Below are 26402 nucleotides of genomic sequence, written 5' to 3' on the forward strand. Positions count from 1 at the left end.
ACATCACCGTATGCACGTCCGGCCTCGGTTTCGGCCGCCTCGCGCGTTTGCGCCGAGTCTGCCACAGATTCCCCGCGCCGGTTACCCGAGTGCCGGTATGCCCGGATTCTGCGGCGAGCTCCCGGGGCGGTGCCGGCTAGTCGTGCCGGGTATAGCGCAGCTGATGCGGTTTCTCCTGGTCGTAGGCCTCGCGGCCCGAGAGGTGCTGGGGCACTCCAACTTCCCACCAGGCACCGGCTTCGGTCCAGGACGAGGGCTGCGTGCGCACCACCACCACAGCGGGTCGGCGTTCGGTGATGGCGGCATTGCGGGCGCGGGTGTAAGCGTCGCGGAACTCCGCGGATTCGCCGGCGGTGAACACCACGCAGCCGAGGGAGCGGGCGTGTGCGGCGAAATCGACGCGGGGCGGTTCGGTGTGGTGAGTGCGGCAATCGGCGTAGAAGTTGTTGAACGGCTTGCCGCCCTGGCCCTCCTGCAATCGGGCGATCACCGCGTAGCCGTCGTTATCGCAGACGACGGCGACCAGGGGGTGCCCGGCGAAGGCCGCGGAGAAGAGTTCGGAGTTGAGCATGAGGTAGGAGCCGTCGCCGAGCAGGGTGGTGACCAGTCCGCTGGTATAGGAGCGCGCCTCGTCGGAGACGATCATGGCCGCGCCCCAGGCGCCGGAGAGCTCGTATCCCATGCAGGAGAAGCCGTATTCGACGTCCATGGCCGGTTCACCACCGGTGGCGCGCCAGCCGCCGACGAGTTCACCGGGCAGACCACCCGAAGCGGTCATGACGTAATCGTGCGGGCCGCTGAGGTCATTGACGACGCCGACGATCTGGGCATAGCTGGGTGCGCCCAGAGCCGGGCTGCGGAGTTTGTCGATATGCGCGTCCCAGTCGGTGCGGACGGCGAGCGCGCGAGCGGTCCAGGCGGGATCCGCATGCCACGGTCCCAGCTGCGGCGCGAGATCCTGCAGTGCGGCATCGGCATCGCCCACCACCGCGAGCGCGCCGTGCTTCACCGCGTCGAATCGGGCGGCATTGATATGCACCAGGCGCACTTCCGGATCGAAGACCGTCCAGGAGGCGGTGGTGAAGTCTTGCAGGCGGGTACCGATGGCGAGCACCACATCGGCCGCACTCGCGAGCGCATTGGCCGATGCCGCGCCGGTGATGCCGAGCGGGCCCGCGTACAGCGGGTGATCGTGGGGTACCTGGGTGCGGCCCGCGGTCGTCTCCGTCACCGGAATACCGTGCTGCTCTGCGAATTCCACCGCGCGGGCAGCGGCACCGGAGTACCGGACACCACCGCCGAGAATCACCAGGGGACGCTGCGCGCCGCGCAGCATGTCGGCCGCCTCGGCCAGGCTGCTGCGGTCGGGGCGCGGACGCGGGATGCGGTGCAGTACCGGCTCGAACAGCGCCTCCGGAAAGTCGTAGGTCTCGACCTGAACATCCTGCGGCAGTGCGAGAGTCACCGGTCCCGCATCGGCCGGATCGGTGAGTACCCGCGCCACCTGCGGAAGGGTGGCAATGAGCTGCTCGGGCCGGGTGATGCGGTCGAAATACCGGCTCACCGGGCGGAAGGCGTCGTTCACCGTAATGGTGGGGTCGCCGTAGTGCTCCACCTGCTGCAGCACCGGATCGGGCGCACGACTGACAAACGTATCGCCGGGCAGCAGGAGCAGGGGCAGCCGGTTGGCATGTGCCACACCGGCTGCCGTGACCATATTGAGCGCCCCGGGACCGATGGAGGAGGTCGCGATGCCGACCTGCCGGCGCTGTGCGGCCTTGGCCAGACCGACCGCGGCCAGGGCCATGCCCTGTTCGGTGTGCCCGCGCCAGACCGGGATCTCCTCGCGCCGCTCCTGCAGCGCGGTGCCGAGCCCGAGCACATTGCCGTGCCCGAAGATGGCGAAAACCGCAGGGAACAGCGGGACTTCGGCGCCGTCGAGGGTTTCGGACCGCTGGGCGACCAGCCAGGCCACCAGGGCTTGTGCGGTCGTGAGTCTCATGCGAGTCGTCCTTCGTGCGAGGTGACGGGGCAGCGCGGGTCGAGCGGTTCGTCGGCCCACCGGGAGCGGACCCAGGCGTGTGCGGGGTCGTCACAGAAGTCCATGGACCGTTCGGGGGCGGGACCGGCCAGCACGTTCAGGTAGTACATCGGATAGCCGGGGGCGGCGATGCAGGGGCCGTGGTAGCCGTGCGGGATCAGGAAGACGTCGCCGTCGCGTACGGCGACATTCTCGTCCAGGTCACCGTCGGCGGTGTAGGTGCGATGCATGCCGAATCCTGTTGCGGAGGGGGTTGTTCCATCGGCCCCGGCAATGCGGAAGTAGTAGATCTCCTCGTTGACGACCTCGCAGTCGCTCGCCTCGTCGTGCTTGTGCGGCGGATAGGAGGACCAATTGCCGCCCGGGGTGAGGAGTTCACAGGCATTGAGTTTGTCGGCGTGATCCCAGACGCCGGGCACACCGAAACCGGTGACCTGCCGGGTCGCCGGACCCGCACCGCGAACCTCCACCGGAACCTGTTCGGCCGGGCCGTATTTCGGAGTCAGGCGGCGGGTGCAGCGAGCCATCGGCAGCGCGACCTCCAGACCGGACACCGTGGACAGCGCGACCTCGGCATCACGAGGGACGTAGGCGAAGTCGGTCACCCGGGTGAAAACTGTTTCGCGGCCGGCCAACTCGAATACCTGGCCGTCGACGCGGACCGTGCACGACCCGGACAGCGGCAGCACGAATGCTTCGAAGTCGCCGGTGTGCACCGTGCGTGATTCGCCCGGAGCCAGCTGAAGCACGCGCAGCCCGGTGTAGGTCCAGCCCGCATCGGCGGGCGTCAGGAATACCGGATCCGCGCCGTCACACAGGGTTCCGGCGCGGCGGTGGAGTTTGCTCATGACGCCGCCTCCAGCACCCGGGCAGCCTTGTCCACCGCGCCCGCTACATCGCCATCGGGCGGGTAGAGCAGGCTGCGGCCGACTACCAGGCCGCGCACCACATCGTGGGTGAGCGCCGCGCCCCAGGAGGCGAGGTCGGCGGCAGGGTCCCCGGAGGGCGCACCACCGAGGACCACCACGGGCAGAGTTGTCGCATCCAGCGCCGAAATATCCTGGGGCGCCGGTATCTTCAGCCACGTGTACGCCGAGGTGACCCCGAGGCCCGACGCCACCGTGATGGCGCGCTGGAGTGCGGCGGCATCGCGGTGCATGACCAGCGCCCCGGACGGATCGCGTCCGTAGGGCAGCGGCTCGACCATGGCCATGAGTCCGTGCTCGGCCAATTCCGAGACCGCGCGGGCGCAGGCTTCCAGCGTGGGCACGGTACCGGGATCCGAATCCACCAGGCGCAGCAGCATTTTCCCGCCGTCCAGCCGGTATTTCACCAGTGATTCCGCATCGTATCCGGTGAAGCGGTCGTCGATCTCCCAGTCCGCCCCGGCCAGACCGCCGCGATTCATCGAACCGATGACGATCTTGTCGTGCACGGCGTCCAGGAGCAGCAGCTCCTCGACAATGTCCGGCGACCCGAGCACACCGTCCACGGCGGGATTGTCGAGCGCGATGAGCAGCCGCTCCAGCAGTGTGCGCCGCCCGGCCATGGCGGTGCTGTCGGCACGTACGCTCAGCGCCCCGCGCGCCGGGTGATCGGCGGCGACCAGGAACAGTGTGCCCTTGTCCGACAGCAGGTTCGGCCGGCGGCGGCGGTCGGCGTAGGCGGCGCGAATCGCCTCGGGTTCGGTGGCTCGGGCGCGTAGCAGTCGATACCAGCGTTCATCGGTCAGGTGCACAGCAGCTCCTCGATCTCGGCGGCGGTCGGCATGGCGTCGGCACAGGCCAATCGCGAAGCCACCAATGCCCCGGCGGCATTGGCATAGGTGGCGAGGCGATGCGGATCCCAGTCCGAGAGCAGCCCGTGGATGAGGGCCCCGCCGAAACCATCGCCGGCGCCCAGGCCGCAGACCACCTCGATGCGGCAGGGCTCGACCGTCCAGCGTTCATGCTCAGTGGCGACCAGCACACCCTCGGCGCCGCGCTTGATGACCGCCAGGCGCACACCGCGCGCCAGCAGCCGATCGGCCGCCTCGTCCGGGTCCGCGGAGCCGGTGGCCACCTGCACCTCGGTTCTATTGCCCACCACCACATTCACGTGGTCGAGCATCCAGCCGATCTCGGTGCGGGCGGTCTCGACATCGGGCCAGAACATGGGCCGGTAGTCGAGGTCCAGCACGGTGTGGCCGCGCCGGGCACGGCGCTCGAGAATCGCGCGCTGGGTGGTGCGGCCGGGTTCGGCGCTCACGCCGGTACCCGTCACCCACAGCAGAGGCACGGAATCGACGACATCCCAGGGGATCTCGTCCTCGGTGAGGGTGAGATCCGGTGCGATGGGTGCGCGGTAGAACAGCAGCGGCGGGTCGGCGGGCGGATTGAGCTCGCAGAACACCACGGGGGTGTGCAGATTCGGCGCGGTGGCGACGAACTCGTTCACCACACCGAAGTCCCGCAGCGCCGTGCGCACGAAGTCGCCGAATCCATCGGGCCCGACCTTGGTGAGAATGGCGGTGCGGCGGCCCAGGCGGGCGGCCGCGACAGCGACATTGGTGGCGGTGCCGCCGAGGAATTTGGCGAAGGTGGTGACCTCCGCCAGCGAGACGCCGCTCTGCTCCGGGTACAGGTCGACGCCGACCCGGCCGATCGTCAGGACCTCCAGATCGGTCACGGCGTCACCACTCGCTGCAATTCGTGCTGCAGCGCTTCCAGTTCCGCGCCGCCGGACATCTGCCGGGTCAGTTCCGGCAGGTCGATCTCGGATTTCTCGTAGCAACCGAGCTGACCGCCGCGCTGCAGCAGCAGGAAGCGGTCACCGACCGGATAGGCATGGTGCGGATTGTGGGTGATGAGCACCACGCCCAGGCCGCGTTCGCGCGCCTGCACCACATACCGCAGCACCACACCCGCCTGCTTGACACCCAGTGCGGCGGTGGGCTCGTCCAGAATCAGCACCTTCGCCCCGTAGTGCACGGCGCGGGCGATGGCGACGCTCTGACGCTGACCGCCGGAGAGCGTTCCGACCGGCTGCTCCAGATCATTGAGCTCGATTCCCATATCCGACAGGGCTTTACGGGTGATGTCCTGCGCGGTGCGCCGATCCAGCAGCTCGATCGGGCCGTAGCGTTTGACGGGTTCGGAGCCGAGCACAAAATTACGCCATACGCTCATGAGCGGGACCACCGCGAGATCCTGGTAGACGGTGGCGATGCCGCGATCCAAAGCCTCACGGGGCGAGGAGAATCGGGTCGGCTCGCCTTCGACGCGCAGTTCACCGGTGTCGTGCTGATGGACGCCGGACAGGATCTTGATGAGCGTGGACTTGCCCGCGCCATTGTCACCCAGGACGCAGGTGACCTCCCCCGCGTTCACCACCATCGAGACATCGTGCAGCGCAACAACACCGCCGTAGCTCTTGCCGATATCCACCGCTTCTATCAGTGGCACAGTCATCGGCGTACCCTTTCCGCTCGCTTCTTGAATGCGGTATTGACCAGCACGGCCGCGAGCAGCAGGATGCCGAGGAACAGCATGAACCAGTCGCTGTTCCAGCCCGCGAACACAATTCCTTGCCGTGCCATGCCGAAGGTGAGCGCGCCCAGCGCCGCACCGACCACCGAGCCGAAGCCGCCGGTCAGCAGGCAGCCGCCGATCACCGCGGCGATGATGTACTGAAACTCCAGTCCCACACCCTGATTGGCCTGCACGCTGGAGAAGCGCAGCAGATTGCACGCGCCCACCACCCAGCCCGCGAAGGCCGTGGTCATGAAGAGCAGGATCTTGGTGCGCGCGGCGGGCACACCCACCGCGCGGGCACTCGGCAGCGAGCCGCCGACGGCGAAGATCCAGTTGCCGAACCTGGTGCGCACCAGCACGATTCCCGCCAGGACGGTGAGCACGATCCACCACACCACCGAGGCCTGAATATGGGCATCGCCGATATTCGTGGTGGAGGCGAACACCCAGCCCGCGGACTGGTAGCCGCCCGATGCGCGAATGCCCGATACCTGCACGGTGCCGGTGATCCACCGGGTCACACCGAGATTCAAGCCCTGCAGCGCGAGGAAGGTGCCCAGGGTGACGATGAAGCTCGGCAGGCCGGTCCGCATGACCACCCAGCCGTTGAGCGCTCCGACCGCCAGCGCGAACACCAGCGAAACCGCCAGCGCCAGCCAGACATTCCAGCCCGCATTGACCGCGAGCAGTCCGGTGACCAGTGCCGTGGACGCCGTCATCACACCGGCGGAGAGATCGAATTCGCCGCCGATCATGAGCAGCGCCACCGCCACCGCCATGATGCCGAGCGTCGAGGCGTCGTCGAGCCAGTTGGAAACGCCCAGGGCGCTGAAGAACTTGTCGGTGATGATGGAGAAGAACAGGAACACCACCAGCGCGCCGATGAACGCGCCGAGTTCGGGCCGCACGATCAGCCGCTGCAGTATCGAGGCGCGGAGCCCGGCGGGCTTGGTGTCCGGCTCGGAAGCCGTTGTGGCAACACTCATGTCATTCACTCCCGACACTCACCGCGTGCCCTGGGCGACGAGCCCGGCGACGACATCGACATTGGTCTTGTCCACGAAGGCGGGACCGGTCTGCACCGGCAGGCCGCCACCGACGCTATTGAGGTTGGACCGGTACAGCTTCAACATGACCACCGGCAGATAGCCCTGTTCGTACTGCTGCTGATCGATCGCGAACAGCAGGGTGCCGGCCCGAATGGCAGCCACCACATCATCATTGAGATCGAAGGTGGCAATGCCCGCCTTCGACTTGGACTCCCGCACCGCATCCACCGCACGCGCGGCGATCTGCGAATTCAGCGTCAGCACCGCGTCGATGGACGGATCCGATTCCAGCGCACCCCGGATGCGCGCCTGCACATCGGTGGGATTGTTGATATCGACCTGCAGGGTGACCGCGGTGCCGAACCCCTGGGTGGCACCCGCGCAGCGTTCGTTCGCGCCGATATTCCCGGCCTCGTGGATCACGCACAGCATCTTGCGTTTTCCGGCGGCCGCGAGCCGCTTGCCCGCCGCCTCACCGGCCTGCCGCTCACTCTGGCCGACATGCCCGATGGCGCCGAACTGGACGCTTTCGGCCTCACCGGAATTGATGGTCACCACCGGGATACCGGCCGAGATCGCCTTCTCCACGGAGGTGCGCAGCGCATCCGGATTGGCCATGGACACCACCAGGCCGTCCACGCCCTGTGCCACCGCATTGTCGATGAGCTTGGCCTGCTGACCCGGATCGCCGGAGGAGTTGTATTCCACGCGGACGCCGAGCTGCTTGCCCGCCGCCTCCGCGCCGTTCTTCACCACATTCCAGAAGGCGTCACCGGGCGAACCGTGGGTGACCACGGCGACCGTATTGAGCTTGCCGACCTCGACGGGCGCCTGCGCGGGCGTGGTCTGATCGGAACCCGGACCACTGCAGGCCGCCAGGACCGCGGCGGCCGCGATCCAGGGCGCCAGCCGGCGCCAGCGCTTCCCGCCGCTTCGCAAAGATGGGGACCTCATTGTCATCACCTCCCCACTAAATCCGGGTCGGGGTCGATTGGACCCCGATTTCGACCAGGTGTCGCAGACTTCGTGCGGTATCTCGGGTCGGACCGTCCGCGGAGTCGCCGGGGAGCAGCGCCGTGTCCTGCTCGAGGACGTACCAGCCGTCGTAGCCCGCCGACTGCACCGCACGCACCAGGGCGGCGATATCGACGTCGCCGTCACCCAGCGGGACATAGAGTCCGTCGCGCACGGCCTCGCTGTATTCCATTCGGCCGCAACGCACTTCGTTGGCGATCTCGAGGCGTACATCCTTGAGGTGGATGTGCCCGATGCGCTCGGGGTACTGCCGGGCCAGCGCCACCGGATCGGTACCGCCGATGGCCAGGTGCCCGGTGTCCAGGCACAGGTCCAGTTCCGAGTCGGCGAGAAAGCGCCGCACCTCGGCTTCGTCCTCGATATGCGTGCCGACGTGGGGGTGCAGGGTGACGCGCAGACCGTATTCGGCCGCGATATCGCCGATGGCGGCGGCCGTCTCGATCAGGGTCCGCCATTCGTCGCCGGTGAGCGGCATCCGGGAGTTGTACCCGTTCGCGCCCGTGGCCGCGGCGAGTATCAGCACCTCCGCACCGGTGGCCGCGAAGAGTTCGGCGGTCACGCGGGCGGCGGCGAGGGCGGCGTCCGGTTCGCGGTGCAACGCCAGCGCCAGGAAGCCGCCGATCGGTGTGATGCCGTGCGCGGCAAGGTGATTGCCCAGCTCGACCGGATCGCCGGGGAGATAACCGGGTGGGCCGAATTCGGTGGCGGTCAGGCCCAGGCCCGCCATGGCCGACAGGACGGTGCCTGAATCGAGGACGTGACCCCAGCCCGGAACTTCGCACACACCCCAGGAGATGGGGGCGGCGGCAATACGCAGGGGGGCGGAACGCAGGGGATGGAGCGGTTCGGTCATCGGCACTTCCCAGACCCGTCGGTAGCCATCATGTACAGGCGCCCCATTGGAGCGCTCCAACAATGTAACCCCAATCACAACTGTGTCAAGAGCCCGGATTGATGCGCAAAGTGGTGTTCCACCTTGCATATTCGGTCTCACCTGGGCCGTTGCGCGTGAGAAATAGTGTCCGAATCATGTGATTAGAGCGCTCTATTGCTGATGGCACTTCGGCACGGTAGCGTCAGGCAGCATGACAGGACCGACCATGGAAGACGTCGCCGCCCGAGCGGGTGTCTCCCGCGCACTGGTCTCACTGGTCATGCGCAATTCCCCCAAGGTGAGCGAGCACCGCCGGCGTGCGGTGCTGCAGGCCGCGCAGGATCTCGGGTATCAGCCACACCTCATGGCCCGCTCGCTGGCCAGCCGCACCTCGAACATCGTCGGCGTCATGGTGTCCGATCTGCGCAATGCCTTCTTCGCCGATGTGGTCGAGGGCATGGACGAGGCCGCCCAGGACAATGGCCTCGAACTCATTCTCACCACCGGGCGGCGCAGCGCGGATCGGGAGGGCACGGCGCTGACCAGCCTGCTGGCCTTCCGGCCGGGCGGGATCATCCTGCTCTCACCGGTCCTGCCGACCGCCTCGATTCGTGATGCGGCACAGCGGTGCCCGGTGGTGCTGGTGTCTCGCGCATCCAGCCTGCCCGAGGTGGACACCGTCAATGACGACGGCGAACTGGGGGCCGCACTGGCGGTCGACCATCTGGTCGCGCTGGGTCATCGGCGGATCGTGCATCTGGACGGCGGCGGCGCCTTCACCGCCACGCCCCGGCGCGAGGGGTACACCGCGGCCATGGTCCGGCACGGGCTGGAACCGATGGTCATCGCCAGCGAGCACACCGACGGGGCCGGGGCAGCGGCGGTCCGAAGCCTCTTGAACCTCTTCTCCCCCAGTAACTTTCCCACCGCACTGGTCTGCGGCAATGACTTCAATGCCGTGGGCGCCATGTCGGCGCTGACCGAGGCCGGACTGCGGGTGCCCGAGGATGTCTCGGTTGTCGGCTACGACAACACCTCACTGGCGGCGCTGCGCCATGTCGCCCTGACCACGATCGACCAGCCCCGCAATCGGATCGGGCAACTGGCCGTCACGGCCCTGACCGAACGACTGCGCGACGGCCGCACCGAACCGGTGCGCAGCCGCCTCGAACCGAGCCTGGTCGTCCGCTCGACCACGGCCGCACCCCGCGACTGACCCGGGGACACCACCGATTTCGAAGGAGCACACATGTCCACGATCAGACTGGGCCTCGCGGGCACCGGCCGTATCGGCAGCTCCCACGCCGAAACCCTGACCACACTGCCCGGTGTCGATGCGGTGATCGTCGCGGATGCCGATACCGAGCGTGCCCGGGCAACCGCCGGCAAACTCGATATCGAGTACGCGCCCGATATCGACGCTCTACTCGCGGCCGATCTCACCGGGCTGGTGATCACCACGGCCACCGACTCGCATCCGGAGCTGATCACTGCCGCCGTGGATCGCGGCATCCCCGTCTTCTGCGAAAAGCCCATTGCCGCCGATATTCTCGGCACCCTCGCGGTGGTCGAGCGCGTCGCCGGATCGACGGTGCCGGTGCAGATCGGCTTTCAGCGCCGCTTCGACGCCGGCTACCGCGCCGCCCGCGCGGCCGTCGCGTCCGGAGAGCTCGGCTGGGTGCACACGCTGCGCGCCACCACACTCGATCCGGCTCCGCCACCGGCGGAATACATTCCACGTTCGGGCGGGGTGTTCCGCGATTGCGGCGTCCACGATTTCGACATCATTCGCTGGGTGACCGGGCGCGAGGTGACCGAGGTGTACGCGACCGGAGCCAATCGCGGCGAGCAGATGTTCGCCGATGCGGGCGATGTGGATACGGCCGCGGTGATACTGCGCATGGACGACGGTGCGCTGGCGACGGTTTCGCTGAGCCGCTACAACGGGGCCGGATACGACGTGCGGCTGGAAGTGCTCGGCTCGCAGGGCAATGCCATTGTGGGACTCGATGATCGCGCGCCGCTGCACTCGGTCGAACCCGGGTATCCACCCTCGGCGCTGCCCGTGTACCCCGGGTTCATGGATCGCTTCCACGGCGCCTATGTCGAGGAGCTCACCACCTTCGTGGGCGTGGCCACCGGACAGGCCGCCAACCCGTGCCCGCCCGGTGAGGCGTTGCAGGCGTTCTACATTGCCGAGGCCTGTGAACTGTCCCGCCGAGAGGGCCGGCCCGTGCGAATCGCCGAGGTCCGCAGCTAGCGGGTCCGCCCGCAACCACCACATTTTTGGCATACCGCGCATTTTTGGCATACCGCGCAATTCTCGCTGCCGCGCAGTCTTCGGCGGCCGCACAGTCTTTGGCGGCTGCGTAGTCTTCGGCGTTCGAGCAGTCTTCGGCGGCCGCGCACCGAAAATATGGCTGTTTATTGCGCGGCGTGCCAAAAGGCATGCCGTGCAATCTTCGTCCGGATGCCGGCTAGGCCGCCGGTACGGTCCAGCGCTGGCCGATCCCGTCGCCACAGCTCCGCAACACCAGGCCCGTATTCACCACACCGGGATCGCCGGCCGTATCGACGCACAATCCGCTGTGCACGTTCGAGATGTGCGCGGTCGCACCGTCATAGGCCCAGAACTGCCCGGTGAAGTCCCCGCAGCTGCGCAGCAGCAGGCCGGTATTCACCACTCCCGGATCACCGTTCGTATCCACGCACAGCCCGCTGGACATGTTCGACACTCGGCCGGACGCGGCATCGAACGTCCAGACCTGACCGGTGAAGTCACCGCAATCACGCACCTGCAGCCCGGTATTCACCACTGCCGGATCGCCGTTGGTATCCATGCACAGCCCGCTGCTCGGGTTGGCGATCGCACCGTTGGCCTGCGCCGCCGCCGGACCCGCTCCGGCGAGCATCGCCGCGGGCAGTACGGCGGCGAGGGCCAGCGCGCGGACAAGGGCGGTGCGGAACGGCGGGCGCGGGATTCCAGGCATCGGGCTAGCTTACGAGCAAGCCGATTGCGAGACCGGTCATTACGAGGGCGATGACCGAGTCCAGTACCCGCCAGGCCATCGGCTTGGCGAACAGCGGACCGAGCAGGCGCGCGCCGAAACCCAGTGCGATGAACCAGATCATGCTGCCGACCATGGCGCCCGCGGCCAGGAACCAGCGGTCCGGGGAAGCGTAGGTACTGGCGAACGAGCCGAGCAGGACCATGGTGTCGAGATAGGCGTGCGGGTTGAGCCAGGTCACCGCCAAGCAGGTGGCAATCGCCGCGCCCAGGGCGATCGGGGTACCGCCACCGGCACTCAGGGCCGAGGCGGAGAACGCGCGTTTGGCCGCCAGCGCCGCGTAACCGAGCAGGAAGGCGATGCCCCCGTACTTGGCCAGGGTCAGCACGATCGGCGCGGCGTGCACCACCGCGCCGAAGCCGGCGACGCCGATGGTGATCAGCGCCACGTCCGACAGCGCGCAGACCGCCACCACGGCCAGGACATGCTCGCGGCGGATGCCCTGGCGCAGCACAAAGGCGTTCTGCGCGCCGATCGCCACAATGAGGGACATACCGAAGCCGAGTCCTGAAATGGCCGCCAGGGCCGCCGATGAGACGTTCACCCTCTCGAAACTAGGCGGGCGACCAGCACCAGGCCAGCTAATCATTCTGAAGCACGATTAGAGTTGCTTACTATGGACCTGCAGCTCGATCAGCTACGCGCACTCGATGCGGTCATCAGCGAGGGCACCTTCGAGGCCGCCGCGCGCCGGCTCAGCGTGACGCCGTCGGCAATCAGCCAGCGCATCAAGGCGCTGGAGGATTCCGCCGGGCGGATTCTGGTGCAGCGCACCAAACCGGTGCAGCCCACCGAATCCGGGCTGACCGTGCTGCGGCTGGCCAAGCAGGTGCAGCTGCTGACCAGCGATACCGCGCGGGAACTGGGCGATGAGAATCAGCCCGCCGCGCGCCTGGTCAATATCCCCATCGCGGTCAATGCCGATTCGCTGCAGACCTGGGTCATGTCCGCGCTGGGCCGCGCCGCCGCGGGGGTGACCTTCGAGATCCATCGCGAGGACGAGGAGCACACCACCCGGCTGCTGCGCGACGGCACGGTCATGGCGGCCATCACCTCGACCGCCGCGCCGGTGCAGGGCTGTACGGTCCGGCGACTCGGGGCCATGCGCTATCGGCCCACGGCGAACGCCGAATTCGCCCGGACCTGGTTCCCCGACGGGCCGACCGCGCAGGCGTTCGCGGTGGCGCCGGTCATTCTGTTCGACCGCAAGGACGATCTGCAGTTCCGGCTCATGCGGCGGTACACGCGCAGGCCCGTGGATCCGCCCCGGCACTACATTCCGTCCTCGGCGGGATTCTCCGACGCCATCCGGTTCGGATTGGGCTGGGGCATGATGCCGGATCTGCAGACCCGGCCCGGCGATAAGCTCGTCCCCCTGGACAGCGCGGTCCACATCGATGTTCCGCTCTACTGGCAGCAGTGGCGACTGGACTCCCCCGCACTCGGTATGGTCGCGGCAACCATTGCCGAAGCCGCGGCGGCGGCGCTGCTCTGACAGCCCACTGCTATGAACGTTCGGTCCGGTGCATGCCATAGTCGATCGAGATTGTGCTTTGCAGAGAAAGGCATTACGTGTCCCAAGTTGTGCGCGGCGTCATCGCACGCTCGAAGAATGCCCCCGTCGAAGTGACCGAGATCGTCATTCCCGACCCCGGACCCGGCGAGGCCGTGGTGCAGGTGCAGGCGTGCGGGGTGTGCCACACCGATCTGCACTACCGCGAGGGCGGTATCAATGACGAATTCCCGTTCCTGCTCGGCCATGAGGCGGCGGGCATCGTGGAAGCGGTCGGCGAGGGCGTCACCGATGTGGAGCCCGGCGATTTCGTCATCCTGAACTGGCGTGCCGTGTGCGGCAATTGTCGCGCCTGCCGCAAGGGCAAGCCGTGGTACTGCTTCTCCACTCACAATGCGGCACAGCCGATGACGCTCACCGACGGCACACCGCTCACCCCCGCGCTGGGCATCGGCGCGTTCGCGGAGAAGACCCTCGTCCATGCCGGACAGTGCACCAAGGTGGACCCGACCGCCTCACCGGTCGCGGCCGGCCTGCTGGGCTGCGGTGTGATGGCCGGACTCGGCGCCGCCATCAATACCGGCAATGTGAGCCGCGGCGACAGCGTGGCCGTGATCGGTTGCGGCGGTGTGGGCAATGCCGCCGTGGCGGGCGCCAAGCTGGCGGGTGCGACCACCGTCATCGCCGTCGATATCGATGAGCGGAAGCTGGAGTGGGCCACCGGTTTCGGGGCCACCCACACCGTGAACGCCTCGAAAGAGGATGCGGTGGAGCGCGTTCAGGAACTGACCGGCGGCTTCGGCGCCGATGTGGTGATCGATGCGGTCGGCCGCCCGGAGACCTGGAAGCAGGCGTTCTACGCGCGCGATCTGGCGGGCACCGTGGTGCTGGTCGGCGTGCCGACTCCGGAGATGAAGCTGGAGATGCCGCTCATCGACTTCTTCTCGCGCGGTGGGTCTTTGAAGTCCTCCTGGTACGGCGACTGCCTGCCCTCGCGGGATTTCCCGTATCTGATCGAGCTCTACAAGCAGGGCCGGTTCGATCTGGATGCCTTTGTCACCGAGACCATTTCGCTGACCGATATCGAAGCCGCCTTCACCAAGATGCACGACGGTGAAGTGCTGCGCTCGGTCGTGGTGTTCTGATGGCGCATATCGATCACGCCACCACCTCGGGCACCTTCAGCCTGGACGGTGAGACCTTCGAGGTCGAGAACAATGTCTGGGTGGTGGGCGACGATCTCGAGTGCGTCATCATCGATGCGCCGCACAGTGTTCCGGCCATTCTGGATGTGGTGGGCACGCGCAAGGTGCGGGCGATTCTGGCCACGCACGCGCACGACGATCACATCCGGGTCGCACCGGAGCTGGCCGCGGCGACCGGTGCGCCGATCCTGCTGCACCCGGACGATCTGGTGCTGTGGCGGCTGACCCATCCGGATATCGCTCCGGACGGCGAGCTTTCGGACAAGCAGATCATCGCGGTGGGCGGCACCGAACTGCATGTGCTGCACACGCCCGGCCATGCGCCGGGCGCGGTGTGCTTCCACTCCCCTGATCTGGGTGTGGTTTTCACCGGTGACACGCTGTTCCACGGCGGTCCGGGCGCGACGGGACGGTCCTACTCGGACTACGACACCATCGTGGCCTCGATCGCCGATCGGCTGCTGGCACTGCCGCCGGAGACCCTGGTGCACACCGGTCACGGTGATTCCACCACCATCGGCGCGGAGGCACCGCAACTCGAAGAGTGGCGGGCGCGCGACAACTGACCGTCATATGTAACGTGGTGTGGGCCCGACGCGCCGGGCTCACACCATGTTCACAGTCTTTGCTGGCAAATCCGGCTTATCGCCCAGGTCCGCGACCGGATAATTCCCGCCATGCGAAAAATAGCTGCTGTGATAGCCGTTGCGTCTATCCCGTTGTTCGCCATCGGTTGCTCCTCCAGCCCTGGGTCGGTGAGCAAGAGCGATGTGGAGACCAAGACCGCCGGCGTGTTCCACGACAAATCGCACGAGGACGCGAAATCCACTGTGTGCGACGGCAGTCTGAAGGCCGAGGTCGGCGCCACCCAGCAGTGCACCGTCACCTCGGCCGATAATCAGACCTGGAAGACCACCGCCACGGTGACCAAGGTCGACGGCGACACCGCCTCGTACGACATCGTTTTCGCCGACAAGTTCCTGGGCCCGGACGATATCGCCACCAACGTCTCCAAGTTCTATCAGGACAAGGTCGGCACCGCCCCCACCTCCACCAGCTGCAACGGCCTGCTACGCGGGGCCACCGGCGCCAGCGTGCGCTGCGTCATCACCGAAACCGACGCCACCCGTTGGGGAGTCACGGTCACCGCCACCAATGTCGAGGGTGAGACGGTGAACTACAACATGGTCGTGGACGATCAGCCCATGCCGTGATTCGGGAGCTGTCGCCGCCGTGTGCTTCAATACGGCGGTTCCAGCTATATCCCGGGGGTTCTGCAAGCATGTCCGCGTCGAATGGCGTCTTCTGCCACTATTGTGGCTCCACTCCTGCTGCGGAGGTCGACTTCCGCGCACACCGCGGCCTGGTCTTCATGATGCAGTTCCGGAAAATGACGGGACCCTTCTGCCGCGACTGCGGCCGCCGGCGAGCAATCATTCGCCGACGTCGCACAGCAGCTACCCGGCGTACACGCCGTACCCGACCTACAGCGCACCGTACATCCCGCCCGTGCTGACGACCGCGCCTGCCGCACGCACCGATGCCAAGACGGCGGTGGCCGGAGATTGTGTGTGGGACAGCCACGGTCCGATCTCGACGGACACCGATCCGGTACTGGTCGTGGTGCCGTGCGGCGATAACCGGGCGCAGGCGGAGGTGCTCGCCCGGCCGGTGGGTCCGGCCGGAGATACCGAGTGCGACAACAAGTATCCCGAGAGCGATCTCGTCTTCACGCATACGACGAAGTTCGGCAGTGGACCCGAACTACAGGACTTCGCGCTCTGCCTGAAGCTGAAGTAGCGCTCAGCGGCAGGTGTGGAGGGTGGCCTCGGCTAGTTCCTCGATCACGTCGGATACCTTGCCGCGCAAGTGAAAAGCCTCGAGCTGTCTGCGGGCTCCGTTGCCGCGGGCAAGGAGGGCGGTGAGGGTGTCGTCGACGAAGGCGACATCTCCGAGGTCTTCGAGGGCGGGCCGGACCAGGTCGATGAGTTTCGCCAGCAGATCCTGCATCGGGATGGTCCGGCCGTCTGCCGGATCTATGGCCGGGCCGTCCATGCCCTCGTGGGCGGCGCGCCAATATGCCGCGCGCAGTGTGTCTTCCGCTATCACCGGTGTGACGGCGGAGCGGCGGGCGGTCATGACCGCGGCACGCACTAGGGTGGCCAGGAGGGCTGTTTCCTCCACGGTGGCCGGTACATCGCTGACGCGGACCTCGACGGTGGGGAACGTAACCGATGGGCGCACATCCCAATACACCATTTTTCGGTCCAGGATCACGCCGAGCGACAGCATGGACTCGACCGCGGCGTCGAACTCGACGACCGTGCCGAAGTGCGGTGGCGGTCCGGCGCTCGGCCAGCGCCGCCAGAGAATGTTTCGCCAACTGGCATAACCGGTTTCGTCGCCGTGATAGATGGCGGAGTTGGCGGTCAGCGACAGCAGTAGCGGTAGCCAGGGGCGCAGGAAATTGCTGACCTGCAGTGCCACTTCACGATCGGGCACCGCGACATGGACGTGACAGCCGCACAGACCCTGTTCCCGGGCGAGCCTGCCGAAGGTCTCGACGACCCGGTGATAGCGGGGTGTGCTGGTATAGGTGAGCAGCTCCTCGGGAAGGGCGGGTGGCACGGCGACTGCCAGCAGTAATGCGTCGTTCTTCTCCGCGCAAGCCGCAGCGCCACGCCGCAATTCGCGCAATTCCCGGAGTAGATCGACCGTATTCGTATGCACACGGGTGCTGGTTTCCACCTGGCACCGCATGATCTCCAATTGCATATCGATGCCGAAATCCGCAGCGGTGCGGGCAACGTCGGCATTTCTGCCGACAGGCGCACCGGTACGCGGATCCACGAGGAGAAACTCCTCTTCGACACCCACCGTCGGCGGGGCTTCCACCTGTCATGTGTACCTCATCGCCGCGCGCCTGACACCTGCCGGAATGGTCTGTTTCGTTCCGGTATCCCCGGCGCAAACTTGTCGGTGGACGGGTTCACAATGCAGAGATGGCCTATGACGAAAAGCTTGCCGACCGGATTCGGGATGCGCTGGGGCCCGCGCTGCCGGAAGTGGTCGAGAAGAAATTGTTCGGCGGATTGGCATTCCTGATCGGCGGCAATATGGCCGTCGCCGCGAGCGGGCGGGGTGGTCTGATGGTGCGGGTCGACCCCGAGAACTACACCGGCCTCCTCGTGCCGGGATCGGTCGAGACCATGGTCATGGGCGGGCGCGAGACGCGCGGCTGGCTACGCGTCACCACCGAGACCGTCGAGGACGACGATGCGCTGATCGAGTGGGTGGAGCGCGGGGTCGCCTACGCGGGCAGCCTCCCGGTGAAACAGGCCTCGGGCAGGAGTCGGCGCAAATAGTGTGCGGTGCGGCACACCGAATGAATCCCTGTGGGCCGCTTCACTGAAAATGCCGCTGGCACAGTCATTTTGTCGCCGCGTGTCACCACCTATTTACACCGGAGCACAGCGCGGAAATCTCGGCCCCGCACCCTGGTGAATATGAGGCAAACCGAGGTACATGCCCTGGCATGCGAAGTATGCGGTCGCCTGCCCCACCCTCGTCGCACCCGGCTGACCCTGGCCAAACTCGCCGCGGTGTTCCCGGTCGAATTGGCGCTGCACGCGCTGGTCATCCATTTCGATTTGCCGTATCTGGTCACCGTCGTGCTCCTGACCATCACCACCACCATTCTCGTCATCTGGGTGGTGGAGCCGGGAGCCATGCGCTATCTCGCCCGCTGGCTGCACGGACCCGAACTCGATCAGCGGCAGCGCCTGGACAGCGCCGAGCTGCTGTGGCGCATTCGAGTGCGCCTGGACAACACTCCGGGGCGCCTGGAACTGCTCACCAAACAGCTCACCTATCGGCGCGCCAATATCCTCACGGTGCATGTGCACCACCTGGAGGACGGTGTACTGGACGAGCTGGTGGTCTCCACACCCGCCGATGTCGGGCCGCCGCGGCTGGCCAATGCCATTGCCAAAGCGGGCGGATCGACCGTCGGCATCTGGCCCGCCTCCGCCCTGACCCTGGTCGACGGTCAGACCCGGGCACTGAGCCTGGCCACCCGGGTGGCCGGCGATCCCGGCGAGCTGCCGCTGGTGATCGCGGAACTGCTGGGCGCGCAATATGTTTCGGCCGTAGATCCGGAATATGCCCCCGCCGGAACGATTCTGGAGATCTCCGCCGATATCGAGATCGACGCCATGACCTTCGTCCGCCCCGAGGATCCGTTCACCCCGGCCGAAATCGCCCGCGCGCATCGGCTCACCGATCTCGCCCGGCTCACCGCCCGTCAGGGCTGATCAACATCGCCCGTCAGCTGATCGGTACCGCCCGCCAAGGCCGACCCTCACCACTCGCCAAGGCCGACCGGCACCGCCCGCCAAGGCCGACCCGCACCACCCGCCAAGGCCGACCGGCACCGCATCCAGGGCCGATCCACGCAATCCCGTCAATCCGGGCTGCCCGGTTTCACGTCGTGGCACACTGCTCCTGGCGCACAGGGCTAGGCGCAAGGGGATGATCGGATGGCGGTTCGGCGCATCGGTGCACAGCCGAGGAGCTCGGGCGACGCGGAACAACAGCACGATATCGGCGGGCATCCGCCGGCGCGACCGGCGGTGCGCGCAGCCAAACTGGCGGCGCTGCCCATTGCCTTCGCGGGCCGCCGCGCGGCCGGTACCGGCAAACGGGCGCTGGGCAGATCGCCGGGCGAGGTGGATCGGGATATCCGCCTGCGCACCGCGCAGCATTTCTTCGACGTGCTCGGCGAGCTGAAGGGCTTCGCCGCCAAACTGGGTCAGATGCTCGGCATCTACGAACTCGCCCTGCCACCGGAATTGGCCGAGCCCTATCGAATTGCCCTGAGCCGACTGCAGGATGCAACGCCCGCCATGCTGCCCGCCACGGTGCACGCGGTGCTGGCGGAGGCTTTCGGCCCGCAGTGGCGCACGCAGTTTCGCGAGTTCGACGACCACCGGGCCGCCTCGGCCACCATCGGCCAGGTACACCGCGCGGTATGGCGCGACGGCCGCAGTGTGGCGGTGAAGGTCATGTATCCCGGCGCCCGGGCGGCCGTGCACGCCGATCTCCGGCAATTGCGGCGCATGTCGGGCTTGCTCTCGGTCTTCGTTCCGAACGCCGATGTCCGGGCGGTCACCGATCGGCTGGCCGAATGTGTCAGCGCGGAACTGGATTTCGCGGCCGAGGCCGACAGTCAGCGCGCCTTCGCCGCCGCTTTCGCACGGGATCCGGACTTCCGGGTGCCCGAGGTGGTGACACAGTGCGGCGACGTCATTGTCAGCGAATGGCTGGACGGCATACCGGTTTCCAGGCTGATCGCCTCCGGCGCGCAATCCGAGCGCGATCGGGTCGGGCTGCTGACACTGCGGTTCGTGCTGTCCTCGGCCGAGCGCACCGGACTGCTCTACTGCGATCCGCATCCGGGGAACTTCCGGGTGCTGCCCGACGGCCGGCTCGGCGTGGTCGATTTCGGCGCGTGTCCGGTCTGGCCGCCGCCGCAGTTCGCGCCGCTGGTCCACGATATTGCCGAGGCGCTGCTCAATGGCGGTGCGGCGGAGCTCGATACGGCCATGCGGCGGCACGGTTTCGCCGACCGGCTGCGGACCTACGATGTGCAGGCGCTGGCCGAGCAGCTGCTGCCCTACGTGGAACTGCTGCGGCAGGAGCACTCTCGCGTGGATCGCGCCTGGCTACGGCAGCGGGTGCTGGTCGCGATGAACCCCCGGTTGAGCAATGTGCACCGGCAGCTCAGCCTGCCCGCCTACTACACCCCGTTCGCCCGGGCCATGGTCACACTGCTGGGTCTGCTGAGTCAGCTCGAGGTCACCGGACCGCTGCGCGACGAAATACTGCGCTGGTCACCGGAATTAGCCGCGGCAATGGCCCGCTACCACACCCGGACGGGCGGGCCCGCCGACCTCGCCGCCGCACGAGCACGCCGCGCCGCGGCAGCGAAACGAGATGCGGCCACCGGGTGATTCGCCCGGATTCCCGATAGCTCTTGATCACTGTCCCAGACAGCTCTAGTCTGGAGTGGAGCCCCGCTTCGTGCGGGACGAGTCCACGACGGCCTCGCAACGGGCCGCCGACGGCCGGCCGCAGCCACTCGAAAGGCGGTCGGCCGCTTCGCTCTCGAAAGGCCGGACATGGTGGGCAGCGCATCGAATGGAAATCCGTCGGCATCGAGGTCCGCTCCGGATCATGAGGTCGCGGTCATCGGCGCGGGGCCCGGCGGAATCGCCGCCGGCGTCAAGCTGAAGAAGGCGGGTGTCACTGATTTCGTGATTATCGAGCGCGCCGACGAGGTGGGCGGCAGCTGGAACGAAAACCATTACCCGGGACTGGAAGTCGATATCCCGTCTCTCGCCTATCAGTACTCCTTCGCACGAAATGCCAAGTGGAGCAGACTGTTCGCGCCCGGTGCGGAGGTGAAGCAGTACCACATCGACGTCGCCACGCGGTTCGGGCTGTATCCGCATCTGCGGTTCGGCACCAATGTCATCGGCGAGGAGTGGGACGAGGACAACCACTGGTGGAAGCTGCATATCCAAGGCGGCGAGGTCATTACGGCACGCTTTGTGGTCAGCGCGGTGGGTGCGTTTGTCAGCCCGAAGCAGGATCCGGGTATTCCGGGGCTGGAGGACTATCGGGGCAAACTGCAGCGACCCTCGGAGTGGGATCACGATTACGACCTCACCGGTAAACGAGTCGCCATTATCGGCACCGGCGCGAGTTCGGTGCAGATCACACCGTCGATTGCCGGGACAGTGGGCACCCTCTCGGTATTCCAGCGGACGCCGGTGTGGTGTATTCCCAAGCCCAATCCCAAGATTCCCGATGCGGTGAAGGTGGTCCTGCAGACGCCGGGGCTGCAGGCGGCCACACACGGTGCGGTTTTGGTGGTGGTGGATCTGGTACTGCGGGCCATGTCGAACGCGCCCATGGCACTGGTGCGGCCGACCATGCGGGCCGTGGACGCGTCGGCCATCGCAGGATACCGGGGCCTGCTGCGCATGATGGTGCGCGACCCGCAGACGCGGGCGGCGCTGACACCGGACTACGGGCCGATCGCCAAGCGGCCGACCGCGAATACCGGCTATCTACTGAGCTTCAATCGCGACAATGTCGAGCTGGTCACCACGTCGATCGAACGGTTCACCCCGAGCGGCATCCGCACCACCGACGGCACCGAACGCGAATTCGACATGGTGGTATTGGCGACCGGCTACCACGTGTTCTCCGATCCGGAGACCTACACACCGGGCATGGTGGTGGGGCGCGACGGACTGGACCTGGGCAAGTTCTATACCGAACACGGCCTGCAGGCGTACGAGAGCGTGGCGCTGCCGGGCCTGCCCAATCGGTGGACGCTGGTCGGGCCGTACTCGTGGTCGGGCAGCGGCTGGCATGCCTTCGTGGAGATGACGGCCGATCATGCGGTGCGGGCCATTTCGGAGGCGCGGCGGCGCGGGGCCACCTTCGTGGCGGTCCGGCAGGAGGCACACGACGCCTATCATCGCGCGATCTATCAGCACGGTGCGGCCATGCGGTTCTATCTGGCCGAGCTGAATGCGCATGTGCCGACGTACTACCGGAATTCGCAGGGGGACAGCACGTATATCCGTCCCACCGGCTTCTTCGCGGCCCGGCGCGGGCATCGGCGCTTCCCGTTCTCCGACTATCGATTCGACGTATTGCGGCCGCAGCCGATCGCCGCCCCGCCGCAGGCCAATGGCGCCAAGCCGAAGCGCACGCGGCGCACCAAGACCGACAGCCCCGCGTGATCCCTGCTCGACAAGGAAGTTGAGCCATGTTAGAACTACCGAAATCGGTCCGGATCGCGCTGGGCGCAGCCGGTTACGGCATCAGTGATCACAGGCTGGGGCCGGCGGTCGCGGGCAAGATCATTCTGGTGACCGGTGCGTCCTCGGGTGTCGGGCGCGCCACTGCCCTCCGGTTGGCCGCGAACGGCGCGATAGTGCTGGCGGTCGCACGGCGCGCGCAGCTCCTGGAGGAACTGCGGGCGGAGGCATTCGACTGTCCTGGAACGGTTTACGTCTACCCGGCCGATCTGAGCGATACCGATGCCTGTGCGGAGTTGATCGATCGGGTGCTCGCCGAGCACGGTCGTGTCGATGTGTTCGTAAACAATGCGGGCAAGTCGATTCGCCGCTGGCTCTCGGATTCGCTGGACCGCTGGGACAATTTCGACGACACCGCCAAGGTGAACTACCTGGGCCCGGTGCGTCTGGTGCTGAGCCTGCTGCCGTCCATGCGCGCCCGGCACCAGGGACACATCGTCAATATCAGCACCGCCGGGGTGCATGCGCCGAGCGTCGGCTGGACCGCGTATATCGCCACCAAGGCCGCCTTCAACTCCTGGATGCGCGGCGCCGCACCGGAATTGCGGGCCGACGGCATCACCACCACCGCCGTGCATCTGCAACTGGTGCGCTCGGACATGCTGGGGCCGTTCCGGATGTACCGGTACACGCCGAGCATGTCATCGGAGGAGGCGGCGAGCCTGGTGTGCCGGGCGATCGTGGATCGGCCGCTGGCCATCCGGCCCTGGTGGGAGCGCGCGGCCGCGCCGGTGTCGTATGCGCTCGACAGTTCGCACACCGCGCAGCGGGCCTTGGCGATATACGCGAAGGCGGGCAACTGGAACAACCGGCCGACGGATTGGGCCGGGCCGATCGGGCGGGTGGAGCAGGCGGCCAATCTGCTCGATGACGCGGTGACCATTGCAGGCTGGGTGCCGGCGGCCGGGGCATGGAATCTGCTTCCACCACAGCGCATTCCACAGCTACTGCTCTCACTGCGCGATGGGGCCGGGCTGGCGACGGTGCTGGCGTCCTTCGCGGCGCGGTTTCCCGACCGGCTCGCCCTCATCGACGACAGCGGGTCGGTGACCGCCGCCGAACTCCATCGCCAGGTGCGCCGTCTGGCTGCGGCATTGCGGGCTCGATGGAATATCGGGCGTGGCAGCCGAATCGGTGTGCTGAGCCGGAATCATCGCGGATTTGTGGTGGCTTCCTTTGCCGCAGCGCGACTCTCGGCCGATCTGGTGCCGCTGAACTACGGGTTCGCGGGACCGCAGATCGGTGAGGTGCTCGAGCGGGAACACGTGGATCTGCTGCTGTACGACGCCGAATTCCATTCCGAGATAGCGAAATCCGGCTATCAAGGCCGCCGCGTACTGGCGCGGGGGTCGGCCGATGGGCTGCCGACCGTCGAGGAGCTTGTTGCCGAGGGCGGTCCTGCGGTGCGCACTCCGGCGTACGGCGGCTCGGTCGTGCTGCTGACCGGCGGCACCACGGGTGTACCCAAGGGCGCTCCCCGGCAACTCGGTGTGCGAGAGGCCGTTCCCCTGATCGCCGGGCTGCACCCGCGCATGGTGCTGGCCATCGGGGATCTGGCCAAGATCGAGCCGATTCCGCGGTTGGGCAGTCCGATCGTCATCGCACCGCCGCTGCATCACACCTACGGGTTCGGGGCGCTGCTCCTGGCCTTCCTGACCGGTTCCACCGCCGTCGTGCACGAGCGGTTCGAGGCCGAGCAGACGCTGGCCGATATCGAACGCCACAGTGTGCGGATCGCCTGCCTGGTGCCGACCATGGTGAAACGCATTATGGAATTGCCCGAGGACGTGCGGCAGAACTACAACACCGAAACCTTGCAGATGGTGTTGTGCGGGGCCGCACCCATGCCGCCGTGGCTGGCGGTCGCGTTCATGGACGAATTCGGGGATGTGCTGTTCAACGGTTACGGATCCACCGAATCCGGTGCGGGCGCTGTGGCCACGCCCGCGGATCTGCGCGCCGCGCCGGGCACGGTCGGCAAACCGCCGACCGGCTTCGTGGACATCCGGATCGTCGACGAGCAGGGCCGCGAGGTCCCCGCCGGAACCACCGGTCGCATCGTCAACAAGAACCCCACCATGTTCCGTGGTTACAGCGACGGCAAGCAGCGAACCATGGTCGGAAAGTACATGGACACCGGCGATATCGGGCATCTCGATGCCGAGGGACGCCTGTTCATCGAAGGCCGCTCCGACGACATGATCGTCTCCGGTGGCGAGAACGTCTTCCCGCAGGAGGTGGAGACCGTACTGCTGGCGCATCCAGCCCTCGCCGATGCCGGAGCCGTCGGCGCGCCCGATGACGACTTCGGCCAGCGGCTGGTCGCGGCGGTAGTTCTGCAGGACGGCGCGTCTGTCACCGCGGACGAGCTGAAACAGCACATCAAATCCACACTCGCCAACTACAAAGTGCCACGCGACATCGTCTTCGTGACCGAGCTCCCCCGCACCACCGCGGGAAAGCTGCGCCGGCAACAACTTCCGGAGATCATCTCCGAATCACAGGACGCGAGGTCCCAGTCATGAACTCCACCAATGGTTCCCCCTGCTCCCCCACCTACGAGGTCGCCGTCATCGGCGCGGGTCTCGGCGGCATCGGCGCGGGCGTGGCATTGCGCAAGGCCGGGGTCGAAAACTTCGTCATCATCGACAAGTGGTCCCGGGTGGGCGGAACCTGGCTGGCGAATACGTATCCCGGTGTGGCCGTGGATGTTCCGTCGCCGGTGTACAACTTCTCGTTCCAGCAGCGGTCGAAGTGGTCGCGGTTCTTCGCGCCGGGTGAGGAGATTCAGCGGTACGCCGAGGAAGTTGTCGACAAGCAAGGGCTGCGCGCGAAGCTGCGGCTCGGATCGGGGGCCTCCAAGGGTGTGTTCGACGAGGCCAACGATCTGTGGCGGGTCACCCTGGAAGACGGCACGGTGATAACCGCGCGGTTCGTGATCGGGGCGGTGGGCGGACTGGAACAGCCGCACAATCCGGAGATTGCCGGAATCGAGGATTTCCGGGGCAAGCTCATGCACAGCTCCCGCTGGGATCACGAGTACGACTATCGGGGTAAGCGGGTGGCGGTGATCGGCACCGGGGCCAGTGCTTTGCAGCTGATTCCGGAGCTGGCCAAAGATGTTGCGCAACTGACGGTGTACCAGCGGCGCGCTATCTGGATCGCGCCGAAACCGGACTTCCGAATGGGGCCGGTGCTCAACTCGGTGCTCAACTTCGCACCGGTGCAGCAGACGGTGCGATTCGTCGGCAATGTGGGCGTGAATGCCGGGCTAGGTGCAGGGTTGGCGGTATCGGCTTATCCACGGCTTACGTCTGTCGGTCTCACCGTGGGCGAAACCGCGCTCAAGAGCTACCTTTTCGCCCAGGTGCGCGACCCGAAGTTGCGCGAGAAGCTCACCCCCGACTATCGGCTCGGCTGTAAACGGCCGTCGGTGTCGAACTCCTACTTCCGGACCTTCACGAAGCCGCATGTGGATCTGATCACCGACAGTATCCAGCGGTTCACATCCACGGGGATCGTCACCGCCGATGGGGCCTCACAGGACTTCGACATGGTGGTGCTGGCCACCGGATTCAAGGTCATGGAGAAGGGGTTCACGCCGCCGTATCCGATCTATGGCCGGGGCGGCGTGGAGCTCGGGGAGTTCTGGGATGCCAACCGATTCCAGGCATACCAAGGGGTTTCGGTGCCGCGGTTCCCGAATGCGTTCCTGATCGTAGGGCCGTACGCATACGCGCCCGGGTCGTATATTCCGCTGATCGAGTCGACGTCCGCACACGCGGCTCGGGTGATCTCCGAGGCCGGGAAGCGCGGGGCTACCTGCGTCGAGGTGCGGCAGGAGCCGCACGATCGGTATTTCGCCCGGATGGACAAGAGAGCCAAGAAGACTCACCTCTTCAGCCAGGGATGCGCTACCTCCAATACGTACTACATCAACTATCAGGGCGATGGGGCGGCATTCCGGCCTTCGACGCAGCTCGAGATGTACTGGGAAAATAGGCATTTTCCGTTGGATGACTATGAGTTCACTGCTGCGCGGACGGTGCGTGCACGGGGGGATGGGAGGCGAGTGGCTGCCCCTGTGGTCTGACAAAGGCAAAGAGCGAAAGAACAAAGACGCCTGGACGAGAAGAAGAGAAAACGACAAAAGAACAAGACGAGAAAAGAACAAGGATGCGAAAGAGGCTGGTCGGTCCGCCAGTCTGAA

General features: G+C 66.7%; 24 protein-coding genes. 13 read left to right on the forward strand and 11 right to left on the reverse strand.

Annotated features, from left to right (window positions below; translation table 11 throughout):
* Positions 1-136: 136 nt before the first annotated feature.
* Genes iolD through ABZX86_RS11690 form a run of 8 tightly spaced genes read right to left on the reverse strand, consistent with a single transcriptional unit; the run spans position 137 to position 8490 of the window.
* Positions 137-2002 (reverse strand): 3D-(3,5/4)-trihydroxycyclohexane-1,2-dione acylhydrolase (decyclizing), encoded by a 1866-nt coding sequence (gene iolD, locus ABZX86_RS11655; RefSeq protein ID WP_355122524.1) that lies wholly within the window; start codon positions 2000-2002, stop codon positions 137-139.
* Positions 1999-2889, reverse strand: a complete 891-nt coding sequence (iolB, locus tag ABZX86_RS11660) for a 5-deoxy-glucuronate isomerase (RefSeq protein WP_355122526.1) — start codon at positions 2887-2889, stop codon at positions 1999-2001. Before iolB ends, iolD begins: the two co-directional genes overlap by 4 nt.
* A complete protein-coding gene (locus ABZX86_RS11665; protein WP_327140231.1) occupies positions 2886-3779 on the reverse strand; it encodes an aldolase in 894 nt (297 codons plus the stop codon). The genes iolB and ABZX86_RS11665 overlap by 4 nt, the downstream gene beginning before the upstream one ends.
* A complete protein-coding gene (iolC, locus tag ABZX86_RS11670) occupies positions 3770-4708 on the reverse strand; it encodes a 5-dehydro-2-deoxygluconokinase (protein WP_355122528.1) in 939 nt (312 codons plus the stop codon). The genes ABZX86_RS11665 and iolC overlap by 10 nt, the downstream gene beginning before the upstream one ends.
* Positions 4705-5490: an ATP-binding cassette domain-containing protein gene (locus tag ABZX86_RS11675; RefSeq protein WP_355122530.1), complete on the reverse strand. Its 786-nt coding sequence runs from the start codon at positions 5488-5490 to the stop codon at positions 4705-4707. The genes iolC and ABZX86_RS11675 overlap by 4 nt, the downstream gene beginning before the upstream one ends.
* Positions 5487-6539 (reverse strand): ABC transporter permease, encoded by a 1053-nt coding sequence (locus ABZX86_RS11680; RefSeq protein ID WP_355122532.1) that lies wholly within the window; start codon positions 6537-6539, stop codon positions 5487-5489. Before ABZX86_RS11680 ends, ABZX86_RS11675 begins: the two co-directional genes overlap by 4 nt.
* A gap of 18 nt (positions 6540-6557) precedes the next feature.
* Positions 6558-7556 carry a sugar ABC transporter substrate-binding protein gene (locus ABZX86_RS11685; protein WP_355122535.1) on the reverse strand — a complete coding sequence of 333 codons (999 nt, stop codon included), beginning with the start codon at positions 7554-7556 and terminating at the stop codon, positions 6558-6560.
* A 16-nt stretch (positions 7557-7572) separates the two neighbouring features.
* Positions 7573-8490, reverse strand: coding sequence for a TIM barrel protein (locus tag ABZX86_RS11690; protein WP_355122537.1), 918 nt, complete (start codon positions 8488-8490; stop codon positions 7573-7575).
* 232 nt (positions 8491-8722) lie between these two features.
* Between ABZX86_RS11690 and ABZX86_RS11695 the strand changes: the two genes are divergently transcribed.
* Both ABZX86_RS11695 and ABZX86_RS11700 read left to right on the forward strand, forming a co-directional pair.
* Positions 8723-9727, forward strand: a complete 1005-nt coding sequence (locus ABZX86_RS11695; protein ID WP_355122539.1) for a LacI family DNA-binding transcriptional regulator — start codon at positions 8723-8725, stop codon at positions 9725-9727.
* Positions 9728-9760: 33 nt separating this feature from the next.
* On the forward strand, positions 9761-10771 hold the full coding sequence (locus ABZX86_RS11700) for a Gfo/Idh/MocA family oxidoreductase (RefSeq protein ID WP_355122541.1): 1011 nt from the start codon (positions 9761-9763) through the stop codon (positions 10769-10771).
* A gap of 217 nt (positions 10772-10988) precedes the next feature.
* Here ABZX86_RS11700 and ABZX86_RS11705 read toward each other — a convergent pair whose 3' ends face one another.
* Together ABZX86_RS11705 and ABZX86_RS11710 are read right to left on the reverse strand one after the other, a co-directional pair.
* A complete protein-coding gene (locus tag ABZX86_RS11705) occupies positions 10989-11501 on the reverse strand; it encodes an RICIN domain-containing protein (RefSeq protein ID WP_355122543.1) in 513 nt (170 codons plus the stop codon).
* A 4-nt stretch (positions 11502-11505) separates the two neighbouring features.
* A complete protein-coding gene (locus ABZX86_RS11710; protein WP_327146611.1) occupies positions 11506-12072 on the reverse strand; it encodes a LysE/ArgO family amino acid transporter in 567 nt (188 codons plus the stop codon).
* Between the two features lie 123 nt (positions 12073-12195).
* Between ABZX86_RS11710 and ABZX86_RS11715 the strand changes: the two genes are divergently transcribed.
* From ABZX86_RS11715 to ABZX86_RS11735, 5 genes are all read left to right on the forward strand, one after another.
* Positions 12196-13074 carry a LysR family transcriptional regulator ArgP gene (locus tag ABZX86_RS11715; protein ID WP_355122545.1) on the forward strand — a complete coding sequence of 293 codons (879 nt, stop codon included), beginning with the start codon at positions 12196-12198 and terminating at the stop codon, positions 13072-13074.
* A gap of 77 nt (positions 13075-13151) precedes the next feature.
* Positions 13152-14237, forward strand: coding sequence for an S-(hydroxymethyl)mycothiol dehydrogenase (locus ABZX86_RS11720; protein WP_355122547.1), 1086 nt, complete (start codon positions 13152-13154; stop codon positions 14235-14237).
* Positions 14237-14863 carry an MBL fold metallo-hydrolase gene (locus ABZX86_RS11725; protein ID WP_355122549.1) on the forward strand — a complete coding sequence of 209 codons (627 nt, stop codon included), beginning with the start codon at positions 14237-14239 and terminating at the stop codon, positions 14861-14863. The genes ABZX86_RS11720 and ABZX86_RS11725 overlap by 1 nt, the downstream gene beginning before the upstream one ends.
* 111 nt (positions 14864-14974) lie before the next feature.
* Positions 14975-15511, forward strand: coding sequence for a DUF4333 domain-containing protein (locus tag ABZX86_RS11730; protein WP_327140243.1), 537 nt, complete (start codon positions 14975-14977; stop codon positions 15509-15511).
* A 295-nt stretch (positions 15512-15806) separates the two neighbouring features.
* Positions 15807-16097 carry a hypothetical protein gene (locus tag ABZX86_RS11735; RefSeq protein WP_355122552.1) on the forward strand — a complete coding sequence of 97 codons (291 nt, stop codon included), beginning with the start codon at positions 15807-15809 and terminating at the stop codon, positions 16095-16097.
* Positions 16098-16100: 3 nt separating this feature from the next.
* Here ABZX86_RS11735 and ABZX86_RS11740 read toward each other — a convergent pair whose 3' ends face one another.
* A complete protein-coding gene (locus ABZX86_RS11740; RefSeq protein ID WP_355122554.1) occupies positions 16101-17192 on the reverse strand; it encodes a glutamate--cysteine ligase in 1092 nt (363 codons plus the stop codon).
* 107 nt (positions 17193-17299) lie between these two features.
* Between ABZX86_RS11740 and ABZX86_RS11745 the strand changes: the two genes are divergently transcribed.
* The 6 genes from ABZX86_RS11745 (at position 17300) to ABZX86_RS11770 (ending at position 26285) form a co-directional block, all read left to right on the forward strand.
* The gene (locus tag ABZX86_RS11745) at positions 17300-17662 is read left to right on the forward strand and encodes a TfoX/Sxy family protein (protein WP_355122556.1); all 363 of its coding nucleotides are present in this window, start codon (positions 17300-17302) and stop codon (positions 17660-17662) included.
* A gap of 141 nt (positions 17663-17803) precedes the next feature.
* Positions 17804-18610: an amino acid-binding protein gene (locus ABZX86_RS11750; RefSeq protein WP_355122558.1), complete on the forward strand. Its 807-nt coding sequence runs from the start codon at positions 17804-17806 to the stop codon at positions 18608-18610.
* Between the two features lie 225 nt (positions 18611-18835).
* Positions 18836-20308, forward strand: a complete 1473-nt coding sequence (locus ABZX86_RS11755) for an AarF/ABC1/UbiB kinase family protein (RefSeq protein WP_355122560.1) — start codon at positions 18836-18838, stop codon at positions 20306-20308.
* Positions 20309-20476: 168 nt separating this feature from the next.
* Positions 20477-22114, forward strand: coding sequence for an NAD(P)/FAD-dependent oxidoreductase (locus ABZX86_RS11760; protein ID WP_355122563.1), 1638 nt, complete (start codon positions 20477-20479; stop codon positions 22112-22114).
* A gap of 26 nt (positions 22115-22140) precedes the next feature.
* Entirely contained in the window at positions 22141-24717 is a 2577-nt protein-coding gene (locus ABZX86_RS11765; RefSeq protein WP_355122565.1) for an SDR family NAD(P)-dependent oxidoreductase, read from the forward strand.
* Positions 24714-26285, forward strand: a complete 1572-nt coding sequence (locus tag ABZX86_RS11770) for an NAD(P)/FAD-dependent oxidoreductase (RefSeq protein ID WP_355122567.1) — start codon at positions 24714-24716, stop codon at positions 26283-26285. Before ABZX86_RS11765 ends, ABZX86_RS11770 begins: the two co-directional genes overlap by 4 nt.
* Positions 26286-26402: the final 117 nt, after the last annotated feature.

Origin of the sequence: Nocardia sp. NPDC006630, assembly GCF_040611495.1 — a bacterium.
Taxonomy (GTDB): Bacteria; Actinomycetota; Actinomycetes; order Mycobacteriales; family Mycobacteriaceae; genus Nocardia.